Source organism: Streptomyces sp. NPDC031426 (assembly GCF_055581585.1).
The window spans coordinates 1-23,835 of the sequence record NZ_JBVIJE010000012.1 but is presented as its reverse complement, the minus strand read 5'-3'; the positions used below and the strand labels follow the sequence as shown (position 1 = coordinate 23,835).

The following is a 23,835-nucleotide window of genomic DNA, read 5'->3' as shown; positions in this document are numbered from 1 at the left end:
CGATGTTGTCGACCGGACTGCCGCAGGGGGCGGTGCCCAAGCTGGAACGCCCCGGGCCGCTGCGCGAGCGTGTCTACGAGGCGCTGCTGGAGCTCATCACCACCCGCGCGCTGCAGCCCGGCCAGCACCTGGTCGAGAGCGAGCTCGCCGGACACCTCGGTGTCTCCCGGCAGCCTGTGCGCGAGGCGCTGCAGCGGCTCAACACCGAGGGCTGGGTCGATCTGCGGCCCGCGCAGGGCGCGTTCGTGCACGAGCCGACCGAGGAGGAGGCCGACCAGCTGCTCACGGTCCGCACCCTGCTGGAGGCGGAGGCGGCCCGGCTCGCCGCCCTGCACGCCGGCGCCCCGGGGGTCGGCGCGCTGGAGGAGCTGTGCGCCGAGGGTGAGAAGGCCGTCGCCGCCGACGAGGTGGACCGCGCGGTCGCCCTCAACGCGGCCTTCCACGCCAAGATCATGGAACTCGCCGGCAACGCGGTCCTCGCCGAACTCGCCGCCCAGGTCGACCGCCGGGTCCGCTGGTACTACACCCCGGTGGCCCGCCAGCGCGGACGCCAGTCCTGGATCGAACACCGGGAACTGATCACCGCGATCGCCGCCCGCGACGAACAACGGGCCGCCCAGCTGATGCGCACCCACACGGAACACACCCGCCGCTCCTACCATGACCGCAACGGGTCCTGATCACATGGGTTTCGCGGGCCCGCGAGATCGCCCGCGGGCTCGGCGGCCGGGCCGTGGTCAAGGCGCAGGTGAAGACCGGCGGGCGCGGCAGGGCGGGCGGGGTCAGGTTCGCCGCCGACCCCGCCGCGGCGGAGCTGACCGCACGCCAGATCCTCGGCATGGACATCAGGGGCCACCGGGTCGGCACGGTGCTGCTCGCCGAACCGGTCGACGTCGCCGAGGAGTTCTACGTCTCCTACGTCCTCGACCGCACCGCCGGCGGCCTCCTCGCCATCGCCTCCGCCCAGGGCGGCATGGAGATCGAGGAGGTCGCGGCGACCCGGCCGGAGGCGGTGGCCCGGATCCCCGTCGACCCGGCCGAGGGCGTCACGTCCGCCAAGGCGGGGGAGATCGCGAGCGCCGCCGGACTGCCCCCGCAGACCGTCGACGTCCTGCTGCGGCTGTGGCAGGTACTGGTCCGGGAGGGCGCCCTGCTGGTCGAGGTGAACCCGCTGGTGCGCACCGCCCAGGGGCGGATCCTCGCCCTGGACGGCAAGGTCACCCTGGACGACAACGCCCGCTTCCGGCAGTCCCGTTGGGGCGCGCGGGAGGGAAAGCACCAGGACCCGCTGGAGGCGGCCGCAGCCGCGCGCGGCTTCACCTACGTCAGCCTCCACGGCGAGGTCGGGGTCATCGGCAACGGCGCGGGCCCGGTCATGTCGACCCTTGACGTCGTCGCCGACTGCGGCGCCCGCCCCGCCGACTTCCTCGACATCGGCGGCGGGGCCTCCGCGCAGGTGATGGCCGACGGACTGTCGGTGATCCTCTCCGACCCGGCCGTGCGGTCCGTCTTGGTCAACGTCTTGGGCGGAATCACCGCCTGCGACGCGGTCGCCGAGGAAATCGTGGCGGCCGTCGACACCGTCCGGCTGACCAAGCGGCTCGTCGTCCGCCTCGACGGCAACAACGCCGCACGCGGACGCGCGATCCTCGGCGAACGCGCCCATCCGCTCGTCGAACAGGCCACCACCATGGACGGCGCCGCGCGCCGGGCCGCCGAACTCGCCCACACCGCCTGAGGAGCCGGGACATGGCCATCCACCTCACGAAGGAGAGCAAGGTCCTCGTCCAGGGCATGACCGGGGGCCAGGGCATGCGGCACACCCGGCGCATGCTCGCGGCCGGCACGAACGTCGTCGGCGGGGTCAACCCGCGCAAGGCCGGGCGGACCTTCGACTTCGACGGACAGGCCGTGCCCGTCTTCGGGTCGGTCGCCGACGGCATGCGGTCGACCGGCGCCGATGTCACCGTCGTCTTCGTGCCGCCCGCCTTCGCCAAGGCCGCCGTCATCGAGGCCGCCGACGCCCGCATCCCCCTCGCCGCCGTCATCACCGAGGGCATCCCGGTCCACGACACGGTCGACTTCACCGCCCACGCCCGGCACACCGGCACCCGGATCATCCGCCCCAACTGCCCCGGCCTTATCACCCCCGGCCAGTCCAACGCCGGCATCGTCCCCGCCGACATCACCAAGCCCGGCCCCGTCGTCCTTCAAGACCGGGCACGGCGTTCCCCGGTCCCGCGGGGACCGCGACGAGCTGTTCGGCGGGTTCGGCGCCTCCTGGCGGGGCGCGTTCGTCGGCGGCGACCTCCTGGTCCGCGCAGTGACCTGGGGCCCGGCGGGGGAGCGGCTGCCCGGGAACTTCCCCGAGTACCAACTCATGACTCTCACGGTGTGTACACAGGATCACACCTTCCGTACACCGCCACCGACCATGCGGCCCGGCACGCCCCGGGCCGCCCCCGGGGACGGATACGCAGGTGAAACGCACTCCGAAACCTTGGTATTGTTATCCATGTCGCCGCGGGGAAGACCCCCGGCAAGGCGGCAGACACCTAGTCCGGGTGGCGGAATGGCAGACGCGCTAGCTTGAGGTGCTAGTGCCCTTTATCGGGCGTGGGGGTTCAAGTCCCCCCTCGGACACAGAGTTACCCCACAGCGCCCTGTTCTTGGGTAGGGGAGATCGGCACCCGCTTCCGGCTCCCGGCCGGGGCGGGTGTTCGTCGTTGCGGGGTCTTCGGCCTGGCTTCTCCCCTTCGTCGGCGGTTCGGTGGGCATCGGTCAGCTGATGCTGATCCTTTCTGCCTGGGGCGTGTCCGCGGTCAGGGTTCTGGTCGCGGGGTCGTAGGTCAGGGTGATCTCCTCGCTGCGCAGGTGGGCGATTGCCTGGGCCGGTGTCGGTGGCGCCGGGTCACGGCTCACGAGTGCTGACCCCGGAGGATCCAGGCGGCTGGTGAGGCGGAGATGCAGGGCCGGTAGGTGCGGCAGTACCTGGTCTTCGCGCAGGTAGACGTTGGGAGTACGACCGGGGTCGGGCCGGGTAGCGCTGGTGTGGCCGTGGCGGCACCGGTAGCCAGGACGGTGGTGAGTCCAGTGGGACTCCATGCGCCGGCCGCAGACACCGCAGCAGAGCAGCCCTGCCAGTAGGTAGGCACGTCCAGGGACGGTTTCCCGGTGGGGGCGGAGGTTCTGGACGGTGATGAAGTCGGCCTCGCTGACCAGTGCTGGGTGTGCGGGCCGGGCGGAGATGATCCAGTCAGTGGGGGTGTTCCAGCGCATGACGTCGCGGTGGCCGAGTGTGGTGTTGGCGGGGTCGAGGAGGTCGTGGTCGGTGCGCTGGCGGTTCCAGACCTGACGGCCGGTGTAGCGCGGATTGGCGAGGATCGCCCGGACCGTGTTCAGCACCCAGCGCTGCCCTTTTCGGTGCGGGTTCCGGACGGGGTCGGCGGCTGCCGGACAGGGGACACCGGCGTCGTTAAGGGCGCGGGTGATGCGCGCGACGCTGTGTCCGTCCAGGCGCTGGGCGAAGATCCAGGACACGATCGGCCCGCACTCGGGGTCGGTGTCCAGACGCTGCAGGCGTACGCCACGACGCGCGAGGGCCCGGTTGGGGTGCGGGCCTGCATCGACCAGACGGTAGCCGTAGGGTGGTCGGCCGCCGAGATATCGGCCTTGATCGCGGGTCTGCACGGTCATCGCGGCGCGGGTGCGGATCCGGGCGCGGGCGATCTCCCGTTTGGACAGGATGCCGAGCAGGATCATCAGCTCTTCCTGCCCTGCGGTCTGCGGATCCACGGCCCCGCCCAGTTCCGGCACCCACACCTCGATGTCGTAGTGGTCGAAAAGCGGGGCCATGGTCGCGAACTGGTTGCCGTAGAAGGCGCGTTCACTGGAGCCGATGACGATTGCGTCGAAGTCCCGGTCGGGGTCGGCCATCGCGGCGAGCAGGGCCGCCGCCTCAGGTCGGCGCGCCCAGGGGATGGTGCGGCTGCGCCCGGTGTCGAAGAACTCCGCGACGATCCGTCCGTGTCCGGACACCAAAGCCTGGGCGCGCAACACTTGCCAGGCCCGTGACGTGTCCGGGTCCTGATGATCCTCGGTCGACACCCGGCCGTAGAACGCAAACCGCGTACCACTGGCGGGCGACATGCCAGCAGGGGAGGAGCAGGGAGTCCAGCTGCGGGCCCAGTCCGCTACGAGAGCCTGGACTGCAGCGGGATCATGGGTGTGCCCGACCGTCTGTTGCGACGCTGTCATCATGGGCGCCTCCCCACAGCCGTCGTGCCCGGCCTTACCGTGGACATGCCCGGACAGGGAGGCAGGATGAACCGAGACACATCAAGTTGACCCGAACGAGTGAAGATCGGTGGTCGAACGCTGACGATGCAAGCTGCCATGCCGATTCCTCGCGCTGGCTGGAACCGGCACGGCACGTCTCGGCTTGCGGTGGGACTGTGCGGTCGGCTCCTGGGACGCTGCACGATAGGTGCGCGGGCGGTCGGTGATCTGTTCGACGATGGCCACCGTGCTCTACCTGCGCAAACTCGGCACCCGAGAACTGCTCGCCCAGCTCTTCGGAGCCAACGGCAGCACCCTCACCAGGGCCATTCGCCGAGTCCAGCGCCTCCTTGCCGACCACGGCTACACCATTACACCCTCGACAGCCAGGTCCGGACGCCCGCTGACGTCACCGCCCTCCTCACGAACAGCAGCCTCACAGGGATCAAAGCAGCATGTTGATTCTCTGCGAGCCCTTACCACCGGGGCAGTACCGCAGAACGGTGCGTCAGCAAATGGAAGCAGTGCCGGGCAGTGCCCAGCTGGTACGACAGCCGCGACTACGACTTCCACAGCACCCGGACTCCTTCGCGGCCGGGGCTCTGCGAACCGGAGGAAGGAGATCGTCGTGGAGTCTCAGCGCTCCATGGGGCCGTGCACGTTCAGGCGCTCACGTTGCCTCACTGAGGTGGGGAGGGCGCAACGCGGCTCGATCGGTGCCGGGACGAGGCGGCCTATCGGAGGCCGTGGCGGTCGAGGCGGTGGATGAGGCCGGGGCGGCGCTGGTAGTCCTCGCGCAGGCGGGCCAGGCGCTGGTGGAAGTCGGTGTGCTGTCGGGCGTGGGCGTAGGCGTCGCGCAGTTCCGCGAGGAGGCTGACGGCCTGGTCGTAGCAGCTGGTCTTCTTGGTGGCGATGTGCGCCTCGATCTGCTGCCAGACGGATTCGGCCTCGCCTGCGAGAGCGGTCAGATGCCGGGCGCGGGCGGTGGCCCGTTCGTGTTCGGCGCGCTGTCGGCGTTCGGTGCGCAGGGTGTGGGCGGCGTCCAGGAGGTGGGCGGCGGACCGGCGCCCGGGGACCGTGGTGGGGGCGTCGGCGCCGCGCAGGCGGTGCAGGAGTTCGGTGTGCAGCCCAGGTTCCGGGCCGAGGGCGAGCCGCAGCAGCAGAGCGTCCTTCTCCTTCTGGGGCATTGCGGCGATCAGCGGGGCGAGTTCCTTCTTCGCAGGCCTGGTCAGCTTCTTGGATGCGGCGGGACTGGCCTGGGCCGCGACTGCCAGCAGGTCGTCGTCCACGCGCAGGAAATCCGCGAGCGCCCGCTGCGAAGCGGTCAGTTCGCCGAGCCCGGCCGGGACGGGCGGTTCGGGGCAGGTCCGGTACTCCTCTTCGTCGTCGTCTTCGAGTTCCCAGGCGGCGAGCGCTGAGAGCCAGGCCAGATAGAGGGGGCGCAGGTCGCCGGTGGTGAGTTCGTCGCGTACGCCGATGAGGGCGGACAGCGAGTCGTCGGCGCCCTCGATCCAGTCGCCGCCCTCGTCCTCGCTGGTCAGGTCGAGCAGGAGGTGGGTGCGGGTGGTCCAGGCCTCGATGTGGTGGTCGAGACAGTACGGCCGCACCGCCGACAGGGCCAAGGTCTGCTTGGGCAGGCGGAGCATCAACCGGTGGGTGCCCCAATTGGTCACGTACAGGTGGGCGTCGAAGTAGCGCTCGACCATTTTGCGCGGATTGGCACTCAGGTCGCCCCAGTTGTAGGTGTTGGTGAAGCTGGTGGCGGTGATCCGGGCCCGGGTGGAGATGGCCCTCAGCTGCTCCTGTTCCTCGCGGCTGAGCGGCCGGTCGAGGGCCTGGAACTCGTAGTACTGGTACTCGCTCACACGGCGGACCCTATCGCCGCCGCGGGTGGGCTCGGACGCGGATGGGCCACGGCAGCGGAGCCGACCGGAGGCAGCAATCAAACGTCATAGGGTGAGCCGAGGCGAGCCGTGGCGGGGAGGAGCGGGCTGTGGCGGTGTGGACCGAGCGGGCGATGGAGCATGATGCAAGAACGGAGCTCGCGGCCGTGCTGCAGCTGGTTGCCGCGGGCAGGCTGCGGTGCGGCGACAAGACGAAGCGCCCCTCCGCCGCCACCCTCCGCGCACTGGGCGAGGTCCTCACCGGCAGTGACTTCTACGAGGGCGAGGCGGTCAGGGCATTCGCCTGGCCGCTCCTGCTCCAGGCTGGCGGTCTTGCGGAACTATCGGGCGGCCGACTCGAGTTGACCGCGCGGGGCCGCAAGGCGCTGGCCGCGCCCGCCCACGAGACGATCCGGCACCTGTGGCGGCGCTGGCTGAGCCACGGGGTACTGGACGAGTTCAGCCGCATCGAGGCAGTCAAGGGGCAGCGCGCGGCGAACGTCCTCAGCGCGGCCGGCCCGCGCCGCAAGGCGGTGGGTGCGGCGCTCGCCGAGTGCTGCACGCCAGGGGAATGGATGGCGGTGGACGAGCTGTTCAAGGCGATGCGTACCGCAGGGCATGACCCGTACCTGGTCCGTTCCGAGCGGGCGCTGTGGACGCTGTACCTGGAGGACGCGCAGTACGGCAGCCTCGGCTACGACGGACACCACGACTGGCCGGTGCTGCAGGGCCGCTACACCCTGTGTGTGCTGTTCGAGTACGCGGCCACCCTCGGCCTCGTTGACGTCCAGTACATCGACCCGGACGGCGCCCGGGACGACTTCCGCCACATGTGGGGTGCCGACTGGCTTCAGCGGCTCAGCCGCTACGACGGGCTGCTCGCCATCCGGTTGAACCCGCTCGGGGCGTACGCGACGAGGCGCACCGACGCCTACCGACCGGGCCCGGAGCCCGCCGCCGGGGCGCGGAGCCCGGTCAGGGTTCTGCCGAACTTTGACATCGTGGCACTCGACGGCCTGGCCCCCGCCGAGGCGCTGCTGCTCGACGCGTTCGCAATCCGGTCCACCGACCGTGTCTGGACGCTGTCCACCGCCTCCCTGCTGAAGGCCCTCCACGCGGGCCGAGGTCTGGAGGAGCTGCGCCGCTTCCTCGCCGAGACCAGCACAGGAGAGGAACTGCCGCAGACCGTCACGGCTTTGCTGGCCGACGCCGCCTCCCGCGCCGAGAAGGTACGGGATCTGGGTACGTGCCACCTGCTGGAGTGCGTGGACGAGTCGCAGGCCGTGATGATCGCGAAGGACCGCAGGGCGGGCGCGCTGTGCTCCCGGATCGGCCCAAGGCATCTCATGGTGGCCCCCGGCGACCTGCCGGCCGTCCGCGCCGCGCTGCTGAAACTCGGTTGCGTACTGCCCGCCCGAACCTGAACGGGAGGTTCACGTCCAGGGTGCGGTCCGCGGGGCTTGGGCACGTTCTCGGAGCGCGGTGCGGGCGGCGACTCGGCCGGTGGGGGTGAGGGAGATCGTGGAGCGGCGGCGGTCACGGTATGCCAGGAAGCCGAGGGCCTCGCCGGGACGCAGCCACTGCCACAGGAAGTGGCGGGTGTCGTCGCGTCGTGGCGCGGAGCCGTCGGGGAGGGGGAACACCCCGGCGGCCAGGGTGTGAACGGCGGCGGTGAGGTCGTCGAGCGTGAGTTTTCCGCCGAGCAGGGCCGCTGCGGCGGCTTCGGCGAGTTCGGCTCGGACACCGTCGCCGAACCACGCGCGGGCGGCCGTGGCCTGCAGCAGGGCCGGGTCGGCGAGGTGTTGTCGGCCGCGGGTGGTCAGGGCGAGCTTTCGGTGCCGCTTGGCGAGCAGCCGAGCCGCGCGGGCCAGTTCATGCAGTTCGGCGAGGCGAACGACGTCGTACTCGGTGCGCGGCACCATGCCCGGCAGATACCAGTCGTAGCGCTCGGCGGCCTCGATGACCAGAGTCCGCGGCAGGTAGCCGGCCTGGGTCAGCGTCACCCCGTCGCCTACCGCCTCCAGGAGCCAGCGCAGGGGTTCGGCCGTGTCGGCGGCCGTCTCGGGCGCCACGCTCAGCAGGTCCATCACGGTGCCGCGCAGACGACGCCGGGCATCGGGTGGGGCCTAGGCCCAGGTGCGGCGGCGCTCGCTGTGGACGGCATCGAGCGGGGTGCGTCCATCGTGCGCGGGATGCGGGGTGGTGAGCCAGCGCTCCACGTGCTCGATGCGTGCGGCGGCGTAGCCGCGGGTGCCGGGCACCAGTGCGCCGTCGTCCAGCGCCTGCTCCAGCAGCCGGGAGGCGTTGCTGCGGGCGACGGCCTCGTCGATGCCCATCACCGGCCCCCAGGTGAGCAGGTCGGTGTCCGGCGGGGTCACCGGGGAGGCGTCCACCGCCCGCCGGTAGGCGGCCCGCCCCTGATCAGGCGAGTGTTGCCATGCGGCGAGGATCTCGCGGGTGGCCTCCGAGGTGCAGACGGCCGCGGACCGGGGCCGGCCGGCGTCCTGGAGAAGTTCGGCGAGGGCGGTGAGGATGTGCGGGCACTCGGCGGGCTCTGCCACCCACTTGACCGGCAGCTCGTACCAGCAGAACCGCTCCACGTCCTCCTGGGCGAGCGAGCCGGCTGGGCCGCCGTCCGGCAGTAGCCAGCCGAGCAGCCGGTCCCACACTTTCCTTGTGTCGCCTGTCCGCGTCATGTGAGCCCTTCCCCGTCGAGTTCCTGGGCCAGTTCGATGGACCGGCGCCGTACCCAGTCCCGATGGAACCCCGGCCGGTCCGCAGCCCGGAGCACGGCACGGGCGCTCGCGGCGTCACCACGTTGCAGGGCGTAGGAGACCATGGCCTCCAGCGGTTGCCAGTCCTCGGAGCCCAGCACGGTCGCGGTGGCGGCGAATCGGTCCACCGCCCCGGCCGCGACCTGGGCGTAGGCGCGAAGGCCCAGGATCTCGCGAGCGCGGAAGTCGAGGCGGGCCGAGGCGTACTCGCTGTGAAGCGCACGGGCCAGAGTCTCCACCAGGTCCACATCGCTGCCGACCCCGGCGTGCAGGAACAGCTCGGCCTCCTGCCGGTACGTCCCGCCGAAATCACCGACCTCAACGAGGAGCTCAAGGAAGTCCTGCCAGAACACGTCGGCGGGCATCGCCGTCCGCCGCCAGGGGACGGCGGCGTACTCGGCCACCGCCCGGCGCAGCCACTCGCCCAGTGTGCCGCACGAGTCGTCGCACACCCGCAGCGCCCGCAGCTCGCACGCCAACGCGGCCCGGCGGACAGCCAGCAACCTCGCCGCCCCGACTGCTTCCCCCACCTGGGCGACGGTGGCTTCGGCCAGAACCTCTGCCACCGCCATCGTCGCCCACTGGCCATGATGCCGATCCAGATCCACAACCCCGGCGAATGCTTCGTAAGGCCCCTGCGGCGACACCGGGAAGCGCGGCCACGCCCCTGTCACAGCCCGCTCGGACAGCCGCCGACTCGGAGTCCAGCGCATGGGCGCCGTCTTCGCCCGCCCCTCCAGCGCCTGCTTCCACACCTTGGAACGAGCCCGGGCGACGACCTTCGGATCACGTACCGCGCCTCGGGCCAGCTCGCCCGCGCCGAGCCCGTCCGCCGCAAGGCGCTCCCGTAGATCCACCAGATGACTCCACAACGGTTCCAGATACGCCCCGCGCATCACCCCACCCGACCGCTCCCGCGTCAGGCGAACATCGAAGGCCTCCCAGTCGCCGCCGCAGTCCACCACGCACGCTACGGCGAACCACACGTCCCAGTACGACCACTCGCCAGACGGTGCCGGATGAGGCCACGGCTCCGGGCCGAACGTCGGCCGCCTGCGCCTGCTTGTGGCCCTGTTCGCTGTGCTCACCAGCGCATTGTCGCACCGGAGACGGCGGCGCTCGCAGCGCACGGCGGAGGTCCCCCTGTTCGAGCGCAGCCGAGAACTCGGGGGAGTAGCCTCGCGGGCGTGACCGAGGCATGGACCGACCACGCACTGAAGGCGCTCCGCGCCGCCCGCCACAACGCGGACGGCCCGTCCCTGCTCGCCCTGCTGCGTGCGCATGACCCCGTCGGAGTGCTGCAGCAGTGTGGAGACGCACTCACCGCAGCAGTTTCCCGGGGCCTGCCCGGCGCCCGGGAGGCAGCGACCGCGTGCTCGTCCGCACTGCGCGAACGGGGCTGGCCCGGAGACGAGGTCCTCGCCGAACAGCTCGACACGGCGGGCGGCCGTGCCCTCTGCCTGCTGCGGCCGCTGCCGGTCGACCTGGAGGAACTCTCCAGTCTGCTCGAAGGGGACCCGGCCTGGGGTGGTGGCCGTATCGACCTGGGCACCGGTGAGTGCTGGCCTGCCCTCGCGGACACCGAGGAGTCATGGGACGAGGAGGAACCGGAAGGCACTGAGCGGTGGCTCGACGTCCCGTGCGAGGGATCGCGGAACGCCTACCGCGACATGGAGGACTTCATCACCACCCTCGACGACCCGGACCTCGCCCGGTTCCTCGGCATCGCGATCCAGGGTCCAGGAGCGTTCCGCCGCTTCAAGGACATGCTGGCCACCTTGCCGGCGCAGCTGCAGCGGTACTGGTTGTTCTCCGCGGAGCGGCAGCAGGGCCGGGCCCGGGCCTGGCTCGCCGATCAGGGCTACCGGCCGACGCTGTCGGGCGGCCGCTGACCCGGGTGCCTTCACGGGCCCCAGTGCCGGTAGGCCTCGATCCACTCGGCCCCCTGGGGCGCCGGATCCGGCAACGGAAGGTCGAGAATGCCGATCGCCTGCCGGTGCCTGCCGCGCGTGCAGACCGCCACGATCTGGCTGCCGGGCAGCAGGTCCACCTTCTTCACGGTGACCTCGACCCCGAGAACGACCGTCTTGAACGGAACAGCCAGCTGCTCTGCGAGCATCGTGAAAAGGCCCGTGAGCTGCTCCTCGCCGTCGTAGGCGTCAACGGTGGCCTGCTCGACCAGCTCATCGAGTTCCGCATCGCTCAGCTGTCCGTCCACAGAGAACAAGGTACCGGCGGTGCCGCAGATGCCCTCGCTCGGTCAACCGCCAGCCGCCCCACCCTGAGCCACGGCGGTCGTTCCTCCCGCCGCGAGGATCGGCGTGCTGCCTGGTGGCGCGTACCGACTCCTCAGCACCCACCGCGAGTTGGCGCCGAGAGGGCCGCCGACTGTGCGGAGCAGGTCAGGTGCGGGTTCCTCGTTCGCGAGACCGGCCGATGGTCGCTGGTCCCCTGCCCTTTGACAGGGGACCTGCCATGCAGAGCGCAGAAGTGCAGGCGCTCGCGAACGCAACTGCCCGCCACCTACCTCAAGGGCACGGCGTCGCCGCAGGCATCGCCATGACCAACGCCCTGGCCAACATCTCAGGCATCATCGGCCTCTCTATCACCGGCGCACTCCGCACCACCACAGGCAGGTACACCGCCGGAACCGCCGTGATGGCCGTCTTCCTTGTCCTGTCCGCCGTCGGCGCTCTTACCGTCCGCCGCGCCGCCGCCAGGAGCGCGCAGCCAGCAACCCGGGGCCCCGAGCAGAATCTCCCGGTGACCTCGTACCCGGGTTCGACGTAATTCCTGGGTTCTGGAGGTCCTGCGGGGTTGAAGTCGCAGGTCAGCGGGCTGAGATGGGCAGAGAAGCCCGGAAGTCCCTAGAGACGCGATCTTCTGGATTCACCTGCGCTGGCCTGGCCATAGCTCGTATGGTCTGGAGCCGTGTATGTGAAGACGACGAAGCGGGAGAACAAGTCCGGCACCGTCCGGTACCTGCACTTGGCCCACAACGAGTGGGACCCTGCCAAGGGGCGGGCGGTCCCGAAGGTGCTGTTCACCTTCGGCCGTGAGGACCAGCTCGACCGCGACGCTGTCAGGCGCCTGGTCGCGTCTCTATCGAAGCTGCTGGAGCCGGGTGACGCGCTGGCCGCGACCGCCGCGTCGGACCTGGAGTTCGTCTCCTCTCGCGCCTTCGGCGGTACCTACGTACTCGACCATCTGTGGCGCCAGTTGAAGATCGACCAGATCGTGGGCCGGGTCGGACAGCCCAAGCGCGGCCGCCGCCGGGACATGGACGCTACCGAGCGGGTGCTGTTCGCCCTGGTCGCCAACCGGGCACTGGCTCCGTCGTCCAAGCTCGCTGCCGCCGACTGGATCACCCATGACGCGCACATCGACCGCCTTGCCGAGATCGGCGAGCAGTCCTGCTACCGGGCGATGGACTGGCTCCACGAGGTCAAGGACGACCTGGAGAAGCAGGTGTTCGACGAGGTCGCCAACCTGCTGAACCTCGAGGTGGACCTGCTGTTCTTCGACACCACCAGTACCTACTTCGAACTGGAGGAGTCCGACGAGCCCGTCTCCCGCGACGACGCGGGCCGCCCATTGGGCGACGGCCAGGGCGACGAGGACGTCAAGGAGACGGGGTTCCGCGCCTACGGGAAGTCGAAGGACTCCCGCGACGACCTGCCGCAGATCGTGATCGGCATGGCGGTCACCCGGGACGGCATCCCGGTCCGCTGCTGGTGCTGGCCGGGTAATGCCTCCGACCAGAAGCTGATCCGGCAGGTCAAGGACGACATGCGCGACTGGGCTCTCTCCAAGATCGTGTGGGTGACCGACCGCGGCTTCTCCTCCGAGGCCAACCGCCGCTACCTGCGCCAGGGCGACCACGCCTACATCATCGGCGAGAAGCTCCGCTCCGGATCACCCGAGGTCAAGGCCGCCCTGTCGCGGCAGGGCCGCTACACCGAAATCGGCGAGAACATGCGCGTCAAGGAGGTGAGGATCAGCGACACCGACCGGTTCATCATCTGCCACAACCCCGAATCAGCCGAACGTGACCGGCACATGCGCGAGCAACTCGTCGCCCAGCTGTCCGAGTTGATCGCCGACACCGACAGGCTCAGCGACTTCAAACGGGGCGAACTGCGCGGGAAGATCACCGACAAGCCCGGCCTGAACCGCGACCTGCGCACCACCCCCGCCGGCAAGCTCCGCATCGACCAGGCCAAAGTCAAGACGGAGGAGAACCTCGACGGCAAGTACCTCTTGCGCTGCAGCGATCCGAAACTGCCTGCCGAGGACATCGCCCTGGGCTACAAGCAGCTCCTGGAAGTCGAGCGCGGATGGCGCGACATGAAGCAGATCATCGACCTGCGGCCCGTCTACCACCGGCTCGAAGAACGCATCCGCGCACACGTCGTCCTCTGCTGGCTCGCGCTCCTCCTCATCCGCATCATCGAGACCCAGACCGGGACGACCTGGCCCCAGGCCCGCCGCGAGCTCCAGCGCCTCCACACCGGGACCTTCACCGGCCCCACCGGCACGTTCCAACAGGTCACCGGCCTCACCAAGCCCCAGCAAGATCTACTCGCCAAGCTTGGCATCCCGCACCCGAAGCAGGTCATCGGCCTTCAGCCCGCACCCCGCTGACCAGCGGAAACGCCACCGCCTAGAGAAACGCCCTCCAGGCTGCCACACCCATGTCCACGCAGGTCAGCCCCTCAATCCGGTGCTCCAGGCCGCTGAATTACGTCGAACCCGGGTAGGAGGGCACCTGGAAGATGCGTAACCAGTCCTTGTGCTCCTCGGCCAAGTCCGCCAGCCCCTTGACCAGGTGCACGTTCAAATTGTCCCAGCACCACACCACCGGGGTGCCGAGTTGCACGTAGGTCATGACGATCAGATCCCGGTACTGGCGCCAGGAAAACGCCTTCGGCTCGCCCCGGCGGCCGTGCCAAACGTGCAGCTTGAAGAAGAACCGGGACCGGTATCCGGCGCGTTAGCAGACCACTCCGGCGATGTTGACCCGTCCCCGGTTTCGGCTGCGCACCCGCACCACCGGCCGCTGCCCGCGCGGGGCTCAGGTGCGTCCCTTCGGCGGCCTCAGCCCCTGGCCTGCCTCGTCCTCGAAGCAGATGTGGGCGCCCGGGTCCGCCGCGGTCCTTTTACCTGCGGCCACACCTCAGCCTTCCACACCTCGATCGCCTCGTCGTCACGTTCGATCGCCCGCCGCAGGGGCACCTGCGCGGACCTGCCGTGCCGCTGCAACAGCTTCCACACGCCCTGGATCGTGTATCCGACGTGGAACATCCGCCCGATCAGCAGCTTGACCCTCTTCAGCGTCCACCCCTGGAACTCGTCGTCCCAGCCGTGCGCGAGCGGGCCCCGCTTCAACTCCCTCTCCAGCTGCTCCCATTGCCCGGGACTCAGCCGTTCCGCCGAGGCCGGCCCCTTCGAGCGCAGCGCGTCCGCACCACCCTGCTCCCACTCCCGCCGCCAACGTCGCACCGACCGCGACGTCACCCGAAGCTCCCTCGCGACGGCCTCGGTCTTCTCACCGCGAGCGAACCGCTCGGCTGCCTCAAGACGCACCCGTTCCCGCTTTTCCTGCTCCTTGGGCGTCAGCTCGCCCCCATGCGCGTACCGCATGACGACGTCGTACCGCAACGATCAAGAACCGTCACGGGTGCCGGACTCGACGAGTTCAACCTGAGTACTCACCAGCAAAGCGACAGTGAAAAGCACGGACGGCGGCACGGGAAGATTCCGGCCTCATCGGAAAATGGTTCACGTCAGCATGCGGGGACCTCCACGTGACACGCGACCATACATCTATGCAGAGGCTGGCCACCTTCAAGAGTCAGCGACGAATTGAATGCGGCTCATGAATGCGGGTAGATGCATTGGCGTGCCGGGTTGAGCGGCGTCCCGGACGAAAGATCCTCGGCAGACGACGACAGGAGCGCCGATGCAGAAGTCCGTGGAAGTGCTGCTTGATCGGGTCAGCGAACGAGGATCCTACGACGATCAGGACGAGGCCACACGTGCGGTACGCAGCGTGCTGTCAGTTCTGGGCTCCCACCTCGTCGGCGACGACCGAACCGATCTGGCAGCGCTGCTGCCGCCGCAGTGCGTCGCGTGGTTGACCGAATCCGCGCCGGCCAGTGAGCCGCTGACCCCTTCTGGCTTCGTCGAGGCAGTGGCTGAGGGTGACATCGTTGACGAGCTTCAGGCCCGTCGTGCCGTGGCCGCGGTACTCAGCGCGCTGGCTGAAATGGCTGATGAAGCCTTGCTCCGCAGGATTCTGACGCAGCTCCCGCCGGGCCACGCTGCCCTCTTCGGCCGCATGGATCCGGCCTGAGCGGTAAATGGAACAGCCCTGAGCGGCAACGATGCCCTCTGCCGGGCAGGTGCACGGTCAAAAAGATTGTCGGACCAGTGTTGGGGTAGGACATGGCGCGGACAGTGACGCGCAAGACGGACGCCAAGGAGAAATCCGTAAACCCTCGAAATTCAGGAAGGCTACTCACTCCATGGGTACGGGCCGTAGTCATGCTTATTGCCCTGGTCGGGATGGTTCTCTTCGCGGTGGCGTTGGCCAAGTTGACCCTCGAGCCGAAAGCGGCATCGGCAGCGTTGACGCACAACAATCTTCGGCCGGGTGACTCCATTCGCGCGTACCTGGACCGGCCGGGATTTCAGGACACGGTCAAGCAACTCGGCGGGAACATCGTTCTTGGAATGCCGTTTGGCTTGCTCCTGCCCGTTCTGGTTCCGCGTGCCCGAGGACTCGTCCGCGTTGCAGCCGTCACGGCCCTGGTGATGCTGCTGGTGGAGCTGATACAGGGCACCGTAATCACCGGACGGGCCTTCGACATCGACGATGTACTCCTCAACACCTCTGGCGCTCTGCTGGCCTACCTGCTCCTGGGCCGCCGCCTCGGCCGAGCTGTTCACCCACGGCGACACCACTGGTGGCACCGCATTGCTCCCGCGCTCACCGTGAAAGCTGAGCCGGCCGTACTCAAGAGGCGTCGCCGCTGAGTTCCGCCGTTCGCGGGCACCTCATGGGTCCGCGGCCGGCACTCGTTTGACCCTCTCGATCCCCGTCCATGCAGAAGTGGCGGCGTCATGTCTGCGGAGCATCCGACCAACCGGACTTGGCCGTCCGCAATGCCATCGAGTTCGTACCCTCCACTCGCCAGCACCGCCATCTCGGGCGTCCGAGGCGAAGGCCCTCTGCCGATGGCCTGGTCGGTGATGCACCCCCCTGATGCCTGCACTACAGCAGTAATGCAGGCATCAGGGGGTCAGAGCAGCCCGGTGTCGTATCCGCACACCCAGTTGAGCGCCGCGTGGATCCCTCGCAGGTAGTCGCTGCTGCCAGGGGAGCCGCTGGGGTGCTCCAATTGGACCGTCGTGGCGTCCAGTTCGGCCGTGAGCAGCGCCAGATCCGGCGCGCAAGGAACCCCTCGGGCAGTGACTGGGGAACTCTCGGAACGTCCCAGCGCCCACTCGAATGCTGCCACTTCTCCCGCTTGAAACTGCGGTGAGCCCGCACCATGGCCGTCTGTCAGGTCACCGAGAAGGGTCTCGACGTCGACACGTAGGCGGACGCCCACGTGTGGGGCTTCGCTGTCGCCGTTGTCTTCGCAAGTCATCACGCTCCATGCGTACCAATCCGCTCGCGGCGGAGGTCCGCTCTTCGGGACTGTGGCATGGGGCATCACGTGAGATGGGAAGTGGTTCATGCTAGTGAGACCCATGGACTGGTGTGCGACGACCGCCGGCGTGCTGCCGCAGCCTTCGCGCTTCGGAAGCTGCCCTCGCCTTGACCGAGGGATGTGCGATTCCCAGAACCGCAGACAGGGGCAGTGAGAGGGTGTGGGCGAGTTCCCTCAGTTCGTCGTCGGTGGGATGGATGGGGCCGTTGGCACCGTCTTCTGCGAACGCTTTGACCCGAGGGGTACGAATACCGGTCTGCTCGGCGATGGCCTGTGCCGTCAAATGGCGGCGGCGCATGGTCTGCTGGATCAGTCGTGCGAGGTTGTCCATCTTCTCTTTCCCTTCCGGTCAACCACGGGAAGGGCTGGCCCACGGAGATCGTGCGCCGCTGCCCTGGGCCCCTGTGACATCCCTGGTTCTCTGGGGCGTCCCAGCGTGGCGTGTTCTTTATCTGTAGTAGCGCGCCTACCCTCGGCGACCGGCATGACGCCACGGTCACCCGGACGGCTGTTGTCGATGACTCACGCGACGAGCAGATGCGTCTGGAGCGCCGTAGCACCCGGTTCGGGATGGCGCCCCGCCAGGTGGTGTAGCCGATCAACTGCCCGGAATGCGCAGGTCACCGCCGCATTGATGCGGCTCGGCGTCACCCATGCGCTGACGGCAGGTAAGCCAGGCGCGAGGCGGGAGCCATGTCCGCGCGGAGTGGCCGGCGCGCGGCTTACCGGAACGGGTCGAGCAGGGTCGCCTACACCACGAGGCGGGACACGACCCGGTTCGGCCTGTCAAAGCACCTGAGGCCGACGAGCGACACATGAGATGGACCGTCGGGTGGTAAACGCACTCTCATGGCTGGGGCGCCGGGCACGGCCATCCGTACCGCTCCGAGGGCGCTCCCGACGCGCAGACAGTGCGCGAATGAGGGAATGATGACCATGCTGGAGGAAACGTCAGAAACACGAGAAGCACCTTCGATTGTGCATGATGTCTCGATCGCGGCAGCAGTGGGGCGAGGCACGCTGCCCCGCCGACTCTGCATCGCGTTCACAGAGGGCATGGGCGCACAGCGGGCGGCTCTGTCGCTGCTGCCCAGCCTGGATCACTGGCAATTGCTGTATGCCACCGACGAGTCGGCCCTGCTCGGCGAGGCCGTGCAGTTCACGCTCGCTGATGGTCCGTCGATCAATGCGGCGCTGGAGATGCGGCCAGTCCTCGTATCCAACTTGCAGAACAGCCATTCCAGTGCTGGCTCGCACCTGGCTGACGAGGTGCCTGATGTCGAGCAGGTGCTGGCGCTTCCGCTGAACGAGCGCCGCACGCCGATCGGCGTCATGTCCCTCTACTACACGCGGCCGAAGCAGGTGACGGTTCCGCAGCTCGCCCAGGCGCAACGTGCCGCCGGCGTTGCTTTGGACGCGCTGCTGCGCTGGCGACGCGTGCACGCGAGCTCAGGCTGCCAGCGTCCAGTGTGGAAGTCAGATACCCGTGCGGCACGTTGGCACCGTATCCACCGGGCCGCTGGGTGCGTCGCGGCGTGCGAAGACTGCTCCACGCCCGAGGCGTTGGCCTGGCTGCAAGCGGTCAGTACGCGTGATGGACTGTCCCTCCTCGAAGTAGCCGACAGTCTCCTGCAGCCCTCCGCCGAAGAAGAGCTCGGACTACGCAGGCAGGGGAGTCGACCCGCGGAGACGGATTGCCGCGCGTAGGGAGCCTTGGTCTGCCGGCCCAATTGCGGTGGGCGGATCTCCGGTCCTATCCGGCCGGGCGGTCTCCACGCTCGCGTCACCGATGCCCCAATTCTACGCGTCTGTTGGAGCGTTGACGTCACCGGCCGGCGTCCATGGGCGCAGCAAGCGAGCTGCCGGGGATGTCGTCTGCTGTCGGGCGGTACACGGTCAGGGCCTCGGCGAGCTTGTCGAGGAGGAGGGCAGGAGGAGCGTCGGTCACCTCGCCGTCGTAGGCCATGCAGGCATCGTCGGGCAGGCCGGAGATCAGCAGGCGCTTCGGCGTTGCGGCTGCGTAGAAAGGCGTCCTCGCCAGTCGGCCGACGCACGCTGCCGCCAGCAGGCGGGTGCGGGCGAAGCGGCCGGCGTGGGCGACCCGCACGTCGAGCATGCCGTCGGCCAGGTCGTGGCGCCGGACCGGTGCGATTCCGACGCTGCGGTACAGGCCGTTTCCCGCGAAGAACAGCCACAGCGACCGGCGGTGTCCGTTCACCTCGACCTGCACGGGAGCGGACTGGCGCAGGATCCGGGCGACCCCGAGGAGGGTGGCCGGCGGTCCGCCGATCCTTGGAGCCCATCGTTCGCGCAGCCGTACCAGTTCCGGGTAGACGCCAATGCTGAAGGTGTTGAGGAAGTAGGCCGGCTCGGTGCCGCCATCCGCTGCGCGCAGAGGTCTGATCCGGCCGACGTCGGTACGGACGGCACTGCCTTGCATCACCGCGGTGCAGGCGTCGGCTACTGTGTCGACTCCAAGATCGGCGGCGAAGTGGTTGAACGTGCCGCCGGGGAGCACCATGAGGGGCACGTCGGCCGCGAGCGCGGCGGTCGCGGCTGCGTTGACGGTGCCGTCGCCGCCGCACACTCCCAGTGCGCCGCCCCGGTGTGCAGCCTCCCGGGCCGCCTTCGCCAGTACCTTGGGCAGTGGGCCGGCCTCCTCGTCGTAGAGCACGACCTCGGCCTGCGGCAGCATTGTCCTCAACTGTCTGATGGGATCGGCAAGTTGAGGTTGGCTCCCGGAGGACGGGTTGACGACGACGACCAGCCCCTCTCCTTCAGGGAGTGCGGGCACGTCCGCTCGTGGCCGGGCCGGCGGCGGCATCTGCGAGCGGGACGGCACCATGCCGCGCACCGCATAGGCGGCACCCACTCCGAGGGCCGCACCGGCCAGGACATCGCCTGGATAGTGGACTCCGGTGTAGACGCGGGAGAAGGCTACCGACGCGGCCAGCGGAGCCAAGGCTGCGCCCCAGCGCGGTGACTCCAGGGCAACCCCCGACACGAACGCGGCGGCCGAGGCGGCATGCCCGGAGGGGAAGGAACTGGTGAAGGGCTGGCGGGGCAGATGCCGGACCACCGGCACGGCGTCCAGTATCGGCCTGGCCCGGCCGACGGAGCGTTTGCCGATCGTGTTCACCATGACCGAGGCCAGCGCCAGTGATGTCACCCCGCGGACAGCGGCCCGGCGGCCGCGCGCCCCTGCGAGGGCCCACATACCGAGGGCGACGCCGCCCCACAGCAGACCGTGGTTGGCGCTCCGGCTCAGCCTCGGCAGCACCGTTTCGGCTGCGGGCCACTCGCGCGCCGCCACGCTCTGGAACAGCGATTGGTCGGCGGCGCGTAGCAGGTTCCGGATGGGGTGCCGGGCTCGATCACTCATGGACCCCCTTTACCCCACCGAACGCCTCGCACCCGTTCCGGCTGCTGTTCGCGTCACTCGGCCTCTGCCGACTACGCCTTCCGGCCTCCAGTCCAGTCGCCGCGCCCGGGGGCGGGCCACGCCCGCCCCCGGCGGCGCGCAACCGGGTCGTCCCACGGACCCGGCGCACTGGCCCCCTGGCTGCTTTCCGAACCAGCACGGCCTGTTTGCCGCGTACCCCTGGTGCAGAAAGCCAGGCCTCGGATCACTCTTCCGGGGCCCACTGTGCTCGGTCGGTCCCAAGGGCGGGGAGTCCAATGCCCGTAGGGGATGGGCTGGAGGCGTTCGTCTCCGATATGGCCGGGTCGTGGCGTTGCAGGGCCTGGGGCACCGTCACCCGTGATCGGTTCAGGCATGCTGAACCTTGCAGTCCACTCGTTCGACCGCCGCCTGGTGTACTTGCGGACACCAGTGACCGGCCGCGCGCGGTGCTCCGTGGCGCGACCGGCCTGTTCGTTGGTCTGGCAAAGGTCCTCGCTCGTGCAGACACGAGCCTGTCACTGTGAGGTCAAGTGCGATCGGAGTTTGGCCAGGATGCGCGCCAGGAGGCGAGAGACGTGCATCTGGGAGACACCGAGCTCGTCAGCGATCTCGCGCTGGGTCATCTCGCGGCCGAACCTTATGGCGAGGATCTTCCGGTCGCGCTCCGGCAGTGCGGCGATCACCGGCTGCAGCGTGGTCAGCTCTTCGACCAGTTCCAAGTCGGTGTCCTCGAAGCCGACATGGTCGGCAAGAGCGTCATCAGGGTCGGTCCCTTCAAAAGGGGCGTCCAGCGAGAGGGTGTTGTAGCTGTTGGCGGCTCCCAGCCCTTCAAGCACCTCTTCAGCGTCCAGCTGCAGGTGCGTGGCCAGTTCGGCGACGGTTGGTGGCCGGCCGAGGCGCTGCTCGAGGTCCGCGGTCGCCTTGTCCAGCGTCAGGCGCAGCTCCTTCAGCCTGCGCGGAACCCGTAGGGCCCAAGTGGTGTCGCGGAAGAACCGCTTGATCTCGCCGAAGATGGTCGGCAGTGCGAACGTGACGAATTCGACGCCGTGCGAGGGATCGAACCGGTTGATCGCTTTGATCAGTCCGATCGTGCCCACCTGTAGCACGTCTTCGGCCGACTCGGTGCGTGAGTGGAACTGCCGGGCCGCGAAGTGCACGAGGGCCATGTTGAGTTCGACCAGCGTGTTGCGGACGTAGGAGTACTCGGCGGTGCCCTCTTCCAGCGCGTCCAAGCGGGCGAACAGGGTCTTGGACATGGCCCGGGCATCGGCCGGTGCGATCGCGCTCAGGTCCGCGGAGGCAAGGTTGTCTGCCGCCGGTGACGGCATGGCGGTGTCAGGGGCTGTGGTCGGCCCCGGCGTATGTCGGGCCAAGGACAGGGCCGTGGAGTGATCGGTCATCAGACTCGGCATGGCTGGCGCCCTTCATTCAGGTGCCCGTGATCATTTGCGAGGCACGACATGCACGGCCTGTTACCCAAAGCGGCAGGCAGATACACCCACAGTTACAGAACTGAGGGGTCTCGCGTTTTCCGGACAGGCTTCTGACCGTTATTTCACGCGGCGATTCGCAACTTCTCGTACTCGGCGTGGACTTCGCGCGGAGGACGGTAACCCACCGCCGAGTGGAGGCGTTTGCGATTGTACCAGAATTCGATGTAGCGAGTGATGTCCTGCCGGGCGTCCTCGCGGGTCAGGTAAGTCACCCTTGATACGCGCTCGTTCTTCAGGGCGCCGAAGAATGATTCGGCCATGGCGTTGTCGAAACAGATCCCGGTGCGGCCGGCAGATCTGCGGGGCCCGAAGTGGTCCAGCGTCCTCCCGAACTCGGCTGACATGTAGTTACTTCCGCGATCCGAGTGAAATATCGCGTCGGCCGAGATTTTCCTGTTCCGTGCCGCGTTACGGATCGCCCTGGATATCAGTGGGGTTTGGTAGTGCTCGTCCATCGCGTAACCGATGACTTCTTTCGTGCAGCAGTCGATGACCGTTGCGAGGTACAGCCAGCCTTCCCCGGTCGCGATATAGGTAATGTCACCGACGAGCTTCTCGCCGGGCACATCCGCGGTGAAGTCGCGGCCGACGAGGTCCGGCACCTGGCTGCCCGCAGCCTGAGTGAGGTTGAACCTCTTCGGCCGTGGCAGGCAGGGCACCAGGCCCAGTTCGCGCATGAGGCGACGGACCGACTCCACGCCCGCGGCGACGCCCCAGCGGTGCAGCTGGGCCTGGATGCGCCGGTGCCCGTAGGTGCTGTCGGACATGTCGAAGGCTTTCTCGATGAGCAATTTCAGTTCTTCGCGCCGCTGAGCTGTCGCGGATTCCGGGCGGGATCGCCAGTCGTAGTAGCCGGATCTGGAGACGCCGAGTCGGCCGCACATGAACTCGACGCTGTATGCGTACTTCTCGGTGTCGAGCCGCATCTCCTCGATGACCTCGTACTTGCTTGCTACCGGGGATCCTTCGCGAAGTACGCTGCGGCTTTTTTCAGGAAGGTAACTTCCATCTCCAGCTCGCGGTTGCGTCGTTCGAGTTCCTTCAGGCGCGCCCGCTCGTTCACCGTCAGTTCCGCATCGGGAGCCGGTTCCTGCTGCTTCTGGTGCTTCTTCACCCAGCCGCGTAGCGTCTCCGAGTTCAGCTCAAGCTCCCGGGCGACTTCGGAGATCGTCTTGCTTGATCTCAACGCGATCTGGACGGCTTCCTCGCGGAACTCCGGCGAGTACTTACTGGGTGGCGCCACTTCTCCCTCGTTTCCTTGTTCAGGACAACCCTATTGGGTGCCTGTCCGGAAACTTCGTGGCCCCTCACAAGACGTGCTGCGTGGTGATTAGCAGCCACGTGTGCGTGATCCGCGTCGCTCTGTTCGTCGTCCACCCAAGCGAACGGTCGGCCGTTGGCATACTCCACCATTGGCTCCAACTTCCAATGAACGCCATCAGGGCGCTCGTTGAGCAGGGCATCACCGAAGTCGACGAACGGCAGCTCCGGCAGACCGAGCGTAGGTCCGATCCACTTGTTCGCGTCGCTCATCCAGGTTGTGGCCCAGCAGATCTCGTATCCGAGAGCCAGCAGCGCCGGCCCGTGATCGGGGTTGAGCCATACCCGTAGTGGCCTCATGTGGGTCCGCAGTCTCCCGTACCCCCCAACTGCCCCGCTCTCCTGTGGGACGCGAAGGGTGGTGTAGCCCTCGGGGCGCTTCTCGGGCTTCGCCGCATACGGATTCAGGGTTCCGTCGACGTCCAGGAACAGCAACGGCCGACTCATGGCACCCCCAAATTTGCGCTCCCAATCTACTGAGCCATCGAAGCATATCCGTCGTCACGCATCGCTGGAGCGTCCAGCGGCCGGCGTGAAGCCAGGCATCCCGAGATCGACCGCCGCGGCCGTGCGGGCTGTGGTGGCGTCCATCTGGGCGAGCTTGTCCTCGGCACCAGCGAGGCTGACTTTCAGTCCTTCGCCTTCGCCGAGCCAGCCCTCACGCTCGGCCTCAGCGATGCGGGCGACGAGGTTGTCACGGATCTCCTCCAACCGGCCGCGCTGGGCCGGGTCCGGCCGGAGGAGCGAGCAACGAATGCAAGCGTGTTCATGAACACAAGGGCTCGAAAAGGCACGAGCGCAGGTGCCGATGGACACTTTGCGCTTCTCGAAGTGCGCCAGGAAAGCGTCCCATTCCTCCTCGGTGGGTGTTTGAGCTGCCCCGAGTTTCGTAGAGTCCGGTGATCTTGTTTCAGGCGGACTGCGGGGTTTGCTCCTGGCTCTGCCAGAAGGCTTCCTCGTACTCGG

General features: G+C 68.5%; 21 protein-coding genes, 1 tRNA gene and 4 pseudogenes. 12 read left to right on the top strand and 14 right to left on the bottom strand.

The features are described 5' to 3' along the window. Positions 1-2: 2 nt before the first annotated feature. The 4 genes and pseudogenes from ACZ5NH_RS25045 to ACZ5NH_RS25030 all read left to right on the top strand — a co-directional run bounded on the left by ACZ5NH_RS25045 (position 3) and on the right by ACZ5NH_RS25030 (position 2,643). Positions 3-680 carry a GntR family transcriptional regulator gene (locus ACZ5NH_RS25045; protein ID WP_450984378.1) on the top strand — a complete coding sequence of 226 codons (678 nt, stop codon included), beginning with the start codon at positions 3-5 and terminating at the stop codon, positions 678-680. A 17-nt stretch (positions 681-697) separates the two neighbouring features. Further along, positions 698-1,738 (top strand): annotated as a pseudogene (sucC, locus tag ACZ5NH_RS25040) (ADP-forming succinate--CoA ligase subunit beta); the annotation flags it as partial. A gap of 11 nt (positions 1,739-1,749) precedes the next feature. After that, positions 1,750-2,484, top strand: coding sequence for a hypothetical protein (locus tag ACZ5NH_RS25035; RefSeq protein ID WP_468778219.1), 735 nt, complete (start codon positions 1,750-1,752; stop codon positions 2,482-2,484). Between the two features lie 74 nt (positions 2,485-2,558). Next, a tRNA-Leu gene (locus tag ACZ5NH_RS25030) sits at positions 2,559-2,643 on the top strand. Positions 2,644-2,781: 138 nt separating this feature from the next. On the opposite strand, the gene ACZ5NH_RS25025 is transcribed toward ACZ5NH_RS25030, so the two are convergent. Next, positions 2,782-4,149: a recombinase family protein gene (locus ACZ5NH_RS25025; protein ID WP_468778217.1), complete on the bottom strand. Its 1,368-nt coding sequence runs from the start codon at positions 4,147-4,149 to the stop codon at positions 2,782-2,784. A gap of 367 nt (positions 4,150-4,516) precedes the next feature. Here ACZ5NH_RS25025 and ACZ5NH_RS25020 point away from each other — a divergent pair. Continuing rightward, positions 4,517-4,740, top strand: a pseudogene (locus ACZ5NH_RS25020) (helix-turn-helix domain-containing protein); the annotation flags it as partial. Between the two features lie 272 nt (positions 4,741-5,012). Here ACZ5NH_RS25020 and ACZ5NH_RS25015 read toward each other — a convergent pair. Then, positions 5,013-6,143, bottom strand: coding sequence for a hypothetical protein (locus ACZ5NH_RS25015; protein WP_468778216.1), 1,131 nt, complete (start codon positions 6,141-6,143; stop codon positions 5,013-5,015). 185 nt (positions 6,144-6,328) lie between these two features. On the opposite strand from ACZ5NH_RS25015, the gene ACZ5NH_RS25010 reads away from it, so the two are divergent. Then, positions 6,329-7,585 (top strand): helicase-associated domain-containing protein, encoded by a 1,257-nt coding sequence (locus ACZ5NH_RS25010; RefSeq protein WP_468778214.1) that lies wholly within the window; start codon positions 6,329-6,331, stop codon positions 7,583-7,585. Between the two features lie 9 nt (positions 7,586-7,594). On the opposite strand, the gene ACZ5NH_RS25005 is transcribed toward ACZ5NH_RS25010, so the two are convergent. From ACZ5NH_RS25005 to ACZ5NH_RS24995, 3 genes are read right to left on the bottom strand one after another with little or no spacing between them, the layout of a single operon-like run. Continuing rightward, entirely contained in the window at positions 7,595-8,248 is a 654-nt protein-coding gene (locus ACZ5NH_RS25005) for a hypothetical protein (protein ID WP_468778213.1), read from the bottom strand. Positions 8,249-8,287: 39 nt separating this feature from the next. Beyond that, positions 8,288-8,857 (bottom strand): hypothetical protein, encoded by a 570-nt coding sequence (locus ACZ5NH_RS25000; RefSeq protein WP_468778211.1) that lies wholly within the window; start codon positions 8,855-8,857, stop codon positions 8,288-8,290. Then, positions 8,854-10,023, bottom strand: coding sequence for a hypothetical protein (locus tag ACZ5NH_RS24995; RefSeq protein ID WP_468778210.1), 1,170 nt, complete (start codon positions 10,021-10,023; stop codon positions 8,854-8,856). The genes ACZ5NH_RS25000 and ACZ5NH_RS24995 overlap by 4 nt, the downstream gene beginning before the upstream one ends. Positions 10,024-10,122: 99 nt before the next feature. Between ACZ5NH_RS24995 and ACZ5NH_RS24990 the strand changes: the two genes are divergently transcribed. After that, positions 10,123-10,827 carry a UPF0158 family protein gene (locus ACZ5NH_RS24990; protein ID WP_468778208.1) on the top strand — a complete coding sequence of 235 codons (705 nt, stop codon included), beginning with the start codon at positions 10,123-10,125 and terminating at the stop codon, positions 10,825-10,827. A gap of 11 nt (positions 10,828-10,838) precedes the next feature. Here ACZ5NH_RS24990 and ACZ5NH_RS24985 read toward each other — a convergent pair whose 3' ends face one another. Continuing rightward, positions 10,839-11,153 (bottom strand): calcium-binding protein, encoded by a 315-nt coding sequence (locus ACZ5NH_RS24985; RefSeq protein WP_220291517.1) that lies wholly within the window; start codon positions 11,151-11,153, stop codon positions 10,839-10,841. A 257-nt stretch (positions 11,154-11,410) separates the two neighbouring features. On the opposite strand from ACZ5NH_RS24985, the gene ACZ5NH_RS24980 reads away from it, so the two are divergent. Together ACZ5NH_RS24980 and ACZ5NH_RS24975 are read left to right on the top strand one after the other, a co-directional pair. Then, positions 11,411-11,725 (top strand): hypothetical protein, encoded by a 315-nt coding sequence (locus tag ACZ5NH_RS24980; RefSeq protein ID WP_468778207.1) that lies wholly within the window; start codon positions 11,411-11,413, stop codon positions 11,723-11,725. 141 nt (positions 11,726-11,866) lie between these two features. Continuing rightward, complete coding sequence (locus tag ACZ5NH_RS24975) at positions 11,867-13,579, top strand: IS1634 family transposase (protein WP_468778205.1); 1,713 nt, start codon at positions 11,867-11,869, stop codon at positions 13,577-13,579. Between the two features lie 112 nt (positions 13,580-13,691). On the opposite strand, the pseudogene ACZ5NH_RS24970 reads toward ACZ5NH_RS24975, so the two are convergent. Further along, positions 13,692-14,578, bottom strand: a pseudogene (locus tag ACZ5NH_RS24970) (IS630 family transposase); the annotation flags it as partial. Between the two features lie 319 nt (positions 14,579-14,897). On the opposite strand from ACZ5NH_RS24970, the gene ACZ5NH_RS24965 reads away from it, so the two are divergent. Together ACZ5NH_RS24965 and ACZ5NH_RS24960 are read left to right on the top strand one after the other, a co-directional pair. Continuing rightward, positions 14,898-15,290 carry a DUF2267 domain-containing protein gene (locus tag ACZ5NH_RS24965; protein ID WP_468778203.1) on the top strand — a complete coding sequence of 131 codons (393 nt, stop codon included), beginning with the start codon at positions 14,898-14,900 and terminating at the stop codon, positions 15,288-15,290. A gap of 92 nt (positions 15,291-15,382) precedes the next feature. Then, positions 15,383-15,973 carry a VanZ family protein gene (locus tag ACZ5NH_RS24960; RefSeq protein ID WP_468778202.1) on the top strand — a complete coding sequence of 197 codons (591 nt, stop codon included), beginning with the start codon at positions 15,383-15,385 and terminating at the stop codon, positions 15,971-15,973. A 266-nt stretch (positions 15,974-16,239) separates the two neighbouring features. Here ACZ5NH_RS24960 and ACZ5NH_RS24955 read toward each other — a convergent pair whose 3' ends face one another. Together ACZ5NH_RS24955 and ACZ5NH_RS24950 are read right to left on the bottom strand one after the other, a co-directional pair. Continuing rightward, positions 16,240-16,458: a hypothetical protein gene (locus ACZ5NH_RS24955; RefSeq protein ID WP_468778200.1), complete on the bottom strand. Its 219-nt coding sequence runs from the start codon at positions 16,456-16,458 to the stop codon at positions 16,240-16,242. A gap of 223 nt (positions 16,459-16,681) precedes the next feature. Continuing rightward, positions 16,682-16,984 (bottom strand): XRE family transcriptional regulator, encoded by a 303-nt coding sequence (locus tag ACZ5NH_RS24950; protein ID WP_468778199.1) that lies wholly within the window; start codon positions 16,982-16,984, stop codon positions 16,682-16,684. A 599-nt stretch (positions 16,985-17,583) separates the two neighbouring features. Here ACZ5NH_RS24950 and ACZ5NH_RS24945 point away from each other — a divergent pair. Beyond that, the gene (locus ACZ5NH_RS24945; protein WP_468778197.1) at positions 17,584-18,360 is read left to right on the top strand and encodes a GAF domain-containing protein; all 777 of its coding nucleotides are present in this window, start codon (positions 17,584-17,586) and stop codon (positions 18,358-18,360) included. A gap of 118 nt (positions 18,361-18,478) precedes the next feature. On the opposite strand, the gene ACZ5NH_RS24940 is transcribed toward ACZ5NH_RS24945, so the two are convergent. From ACZ5NH_RS24940 to ACZ5NH_RS24920, 5 genes and pseudogenes are all read right to left on the bottom strand, one after another. Continuing rightward, positions 18,479-20,035 carry a diacylglycerol kinase family protein gene (locus ACZ5NH_RS24940; RefSeq protein ID WP_468778195.1) on the bottom strand — a complete coding sequence of 519 codons (1,557 nt, stop codon included), beginning with the start codon at positions 20,033-20,035 and terminating at the stop codon, positions 18,479-18,481. Positions 20,036-20,571: 536 nt separating this feature from the next. Further along, entirely contained in the window at positions 20,572-21,456 is an 885-nt protein-coding gene (locus ACZ5NH_RS24935; protein ID WP_468778193.1) for an RNA polymerase sigma factor SigF, read from the bottom strand. 155 nt (positions 21,457-21,611) lie between these two features. Beyond that, positions 21,612-22,792, bottom strand: a protein-coding gene (locus ACZ5NH_RS24930) for an IS3 family transposase (RefSeq protein WP_468778192.1) whose coding sequence is annotated in 2 segments (ribosomal slippage) — positions 21,612-22,528 and positions 22,528-22,792 — 1,182 coding nt in all. Because the reading frame shifts where the segments join, the coding sequence is not laid out codon by codon here. 65 nt (positions 22,793-22,857) lie between these two features. Next, positions 22,858-23,316, bottom strand: a pseudogene (locus ACZ5NH_RS24925) (hypothetical protein); the annotation flags it as partial. A 54-nt stretch (positions 23,317-23,370) separates the two neighbouring features. After that, a complete protein-coding gene (locus ACZ5NH_RS24920; RefSeq protein WP_468778190.1) occupies positions 23,371-23,685 on the bottom strand; it encodes a hypothetical protein in 315 nt (104 codons plus the stop codon). Positions 23,686-23,835 lie beyond the last annotated feature (150 nt).

Bases quoted from the DNA above. Each gene is read 5' to 3' on its own strand.
- ACZ5NH_RS24950 (WP_468778199.1), bottom strand. From the start codon at position 16,984: ATGGACAACCTCGCACGACTGATCCAGCAGACCATGCGCCGCCGCCAT.
- ACZ5NH_RS24965 (WP_468778203.1), top strand. From the start codon at position 14,898: ATGCAGAAGTCCGTGGAAGTGCTGCTTGATCGGGTCAGCGAACGAGGA.
- ACZ5NH_RS25045 (WP_450984378.1), top strand. From the start codon at position 3: ATGTTGTCGACCGGACTGCCGCAGGGGGCGGTGCCCAAGCTGGAACGC.
- ACZ5NH_RS25035 (WP_468778219.1), top strand. From the start codon at position 1,750: ATGGCCATCCACCTCACGAAGGAGAGCAAGGTCCTCGTCCAGGGCATG.
- ACZ5NH_RS24980 (WP_468778207.1), top strand. From the start codon at position 11,411: ATGCAGAGCGCAGAAGTGCAGGCGCTCGCGAACGCAACTGCCCGCCAC.
- ACZ5NH_RS25005 (WP_468778213.1), bottom strand. From the start codon at position 8,248: ATGGACCTGCTGAGCGTGGCGCCCGAGACGGCCGCCGACACGGCCGAA.
- ACZ5NH_RS24935 (WP_468778193.1), bottom strand. From the start codon at position 21,456: ATGACCGATCACTCCACGGCCCTGTCCTTGGCCCGACATACGCCGGGG.
- ACZ5NH_RS24940 (WP_468778195.1), bottom strand. From the start codon at position 20,035: ATGAGTGATCGAGCCCGGCACCCCATCCGGAACCTGCTACGCGCCGCC.
- ACZ5NH_RS25000 (WP_468778211.1), bottom strand. From the start codon at position 8,857: ATGACGCGGACAGGCGACACAAGGAAAGTGTGGGACCGGCTGCTCGGC.
- ACZ5NH_RS24945 (WP_468778197.1), top strand. From the start codon at position 17,584: ATGACCATGCTGGAGGAAACGTCAGAAACACGAGAAGCACCTTCGATT.
- ACZ5NH_RS24960 (WP_468778202.1), top strand. From the start codon at position 15,383: ATGGCGCGGACAGTGACGCGCAAGACGGACGCCAAGGAGAAATCCGTA.
- ACZ5NH_RS25025 (WP_468778217.1), bottom strand. From the start codon at position 4,149: ATGTCGCCCGCCAGTGGTACGCGGTTTGCGTTCTACGGCCGGGTGTCG.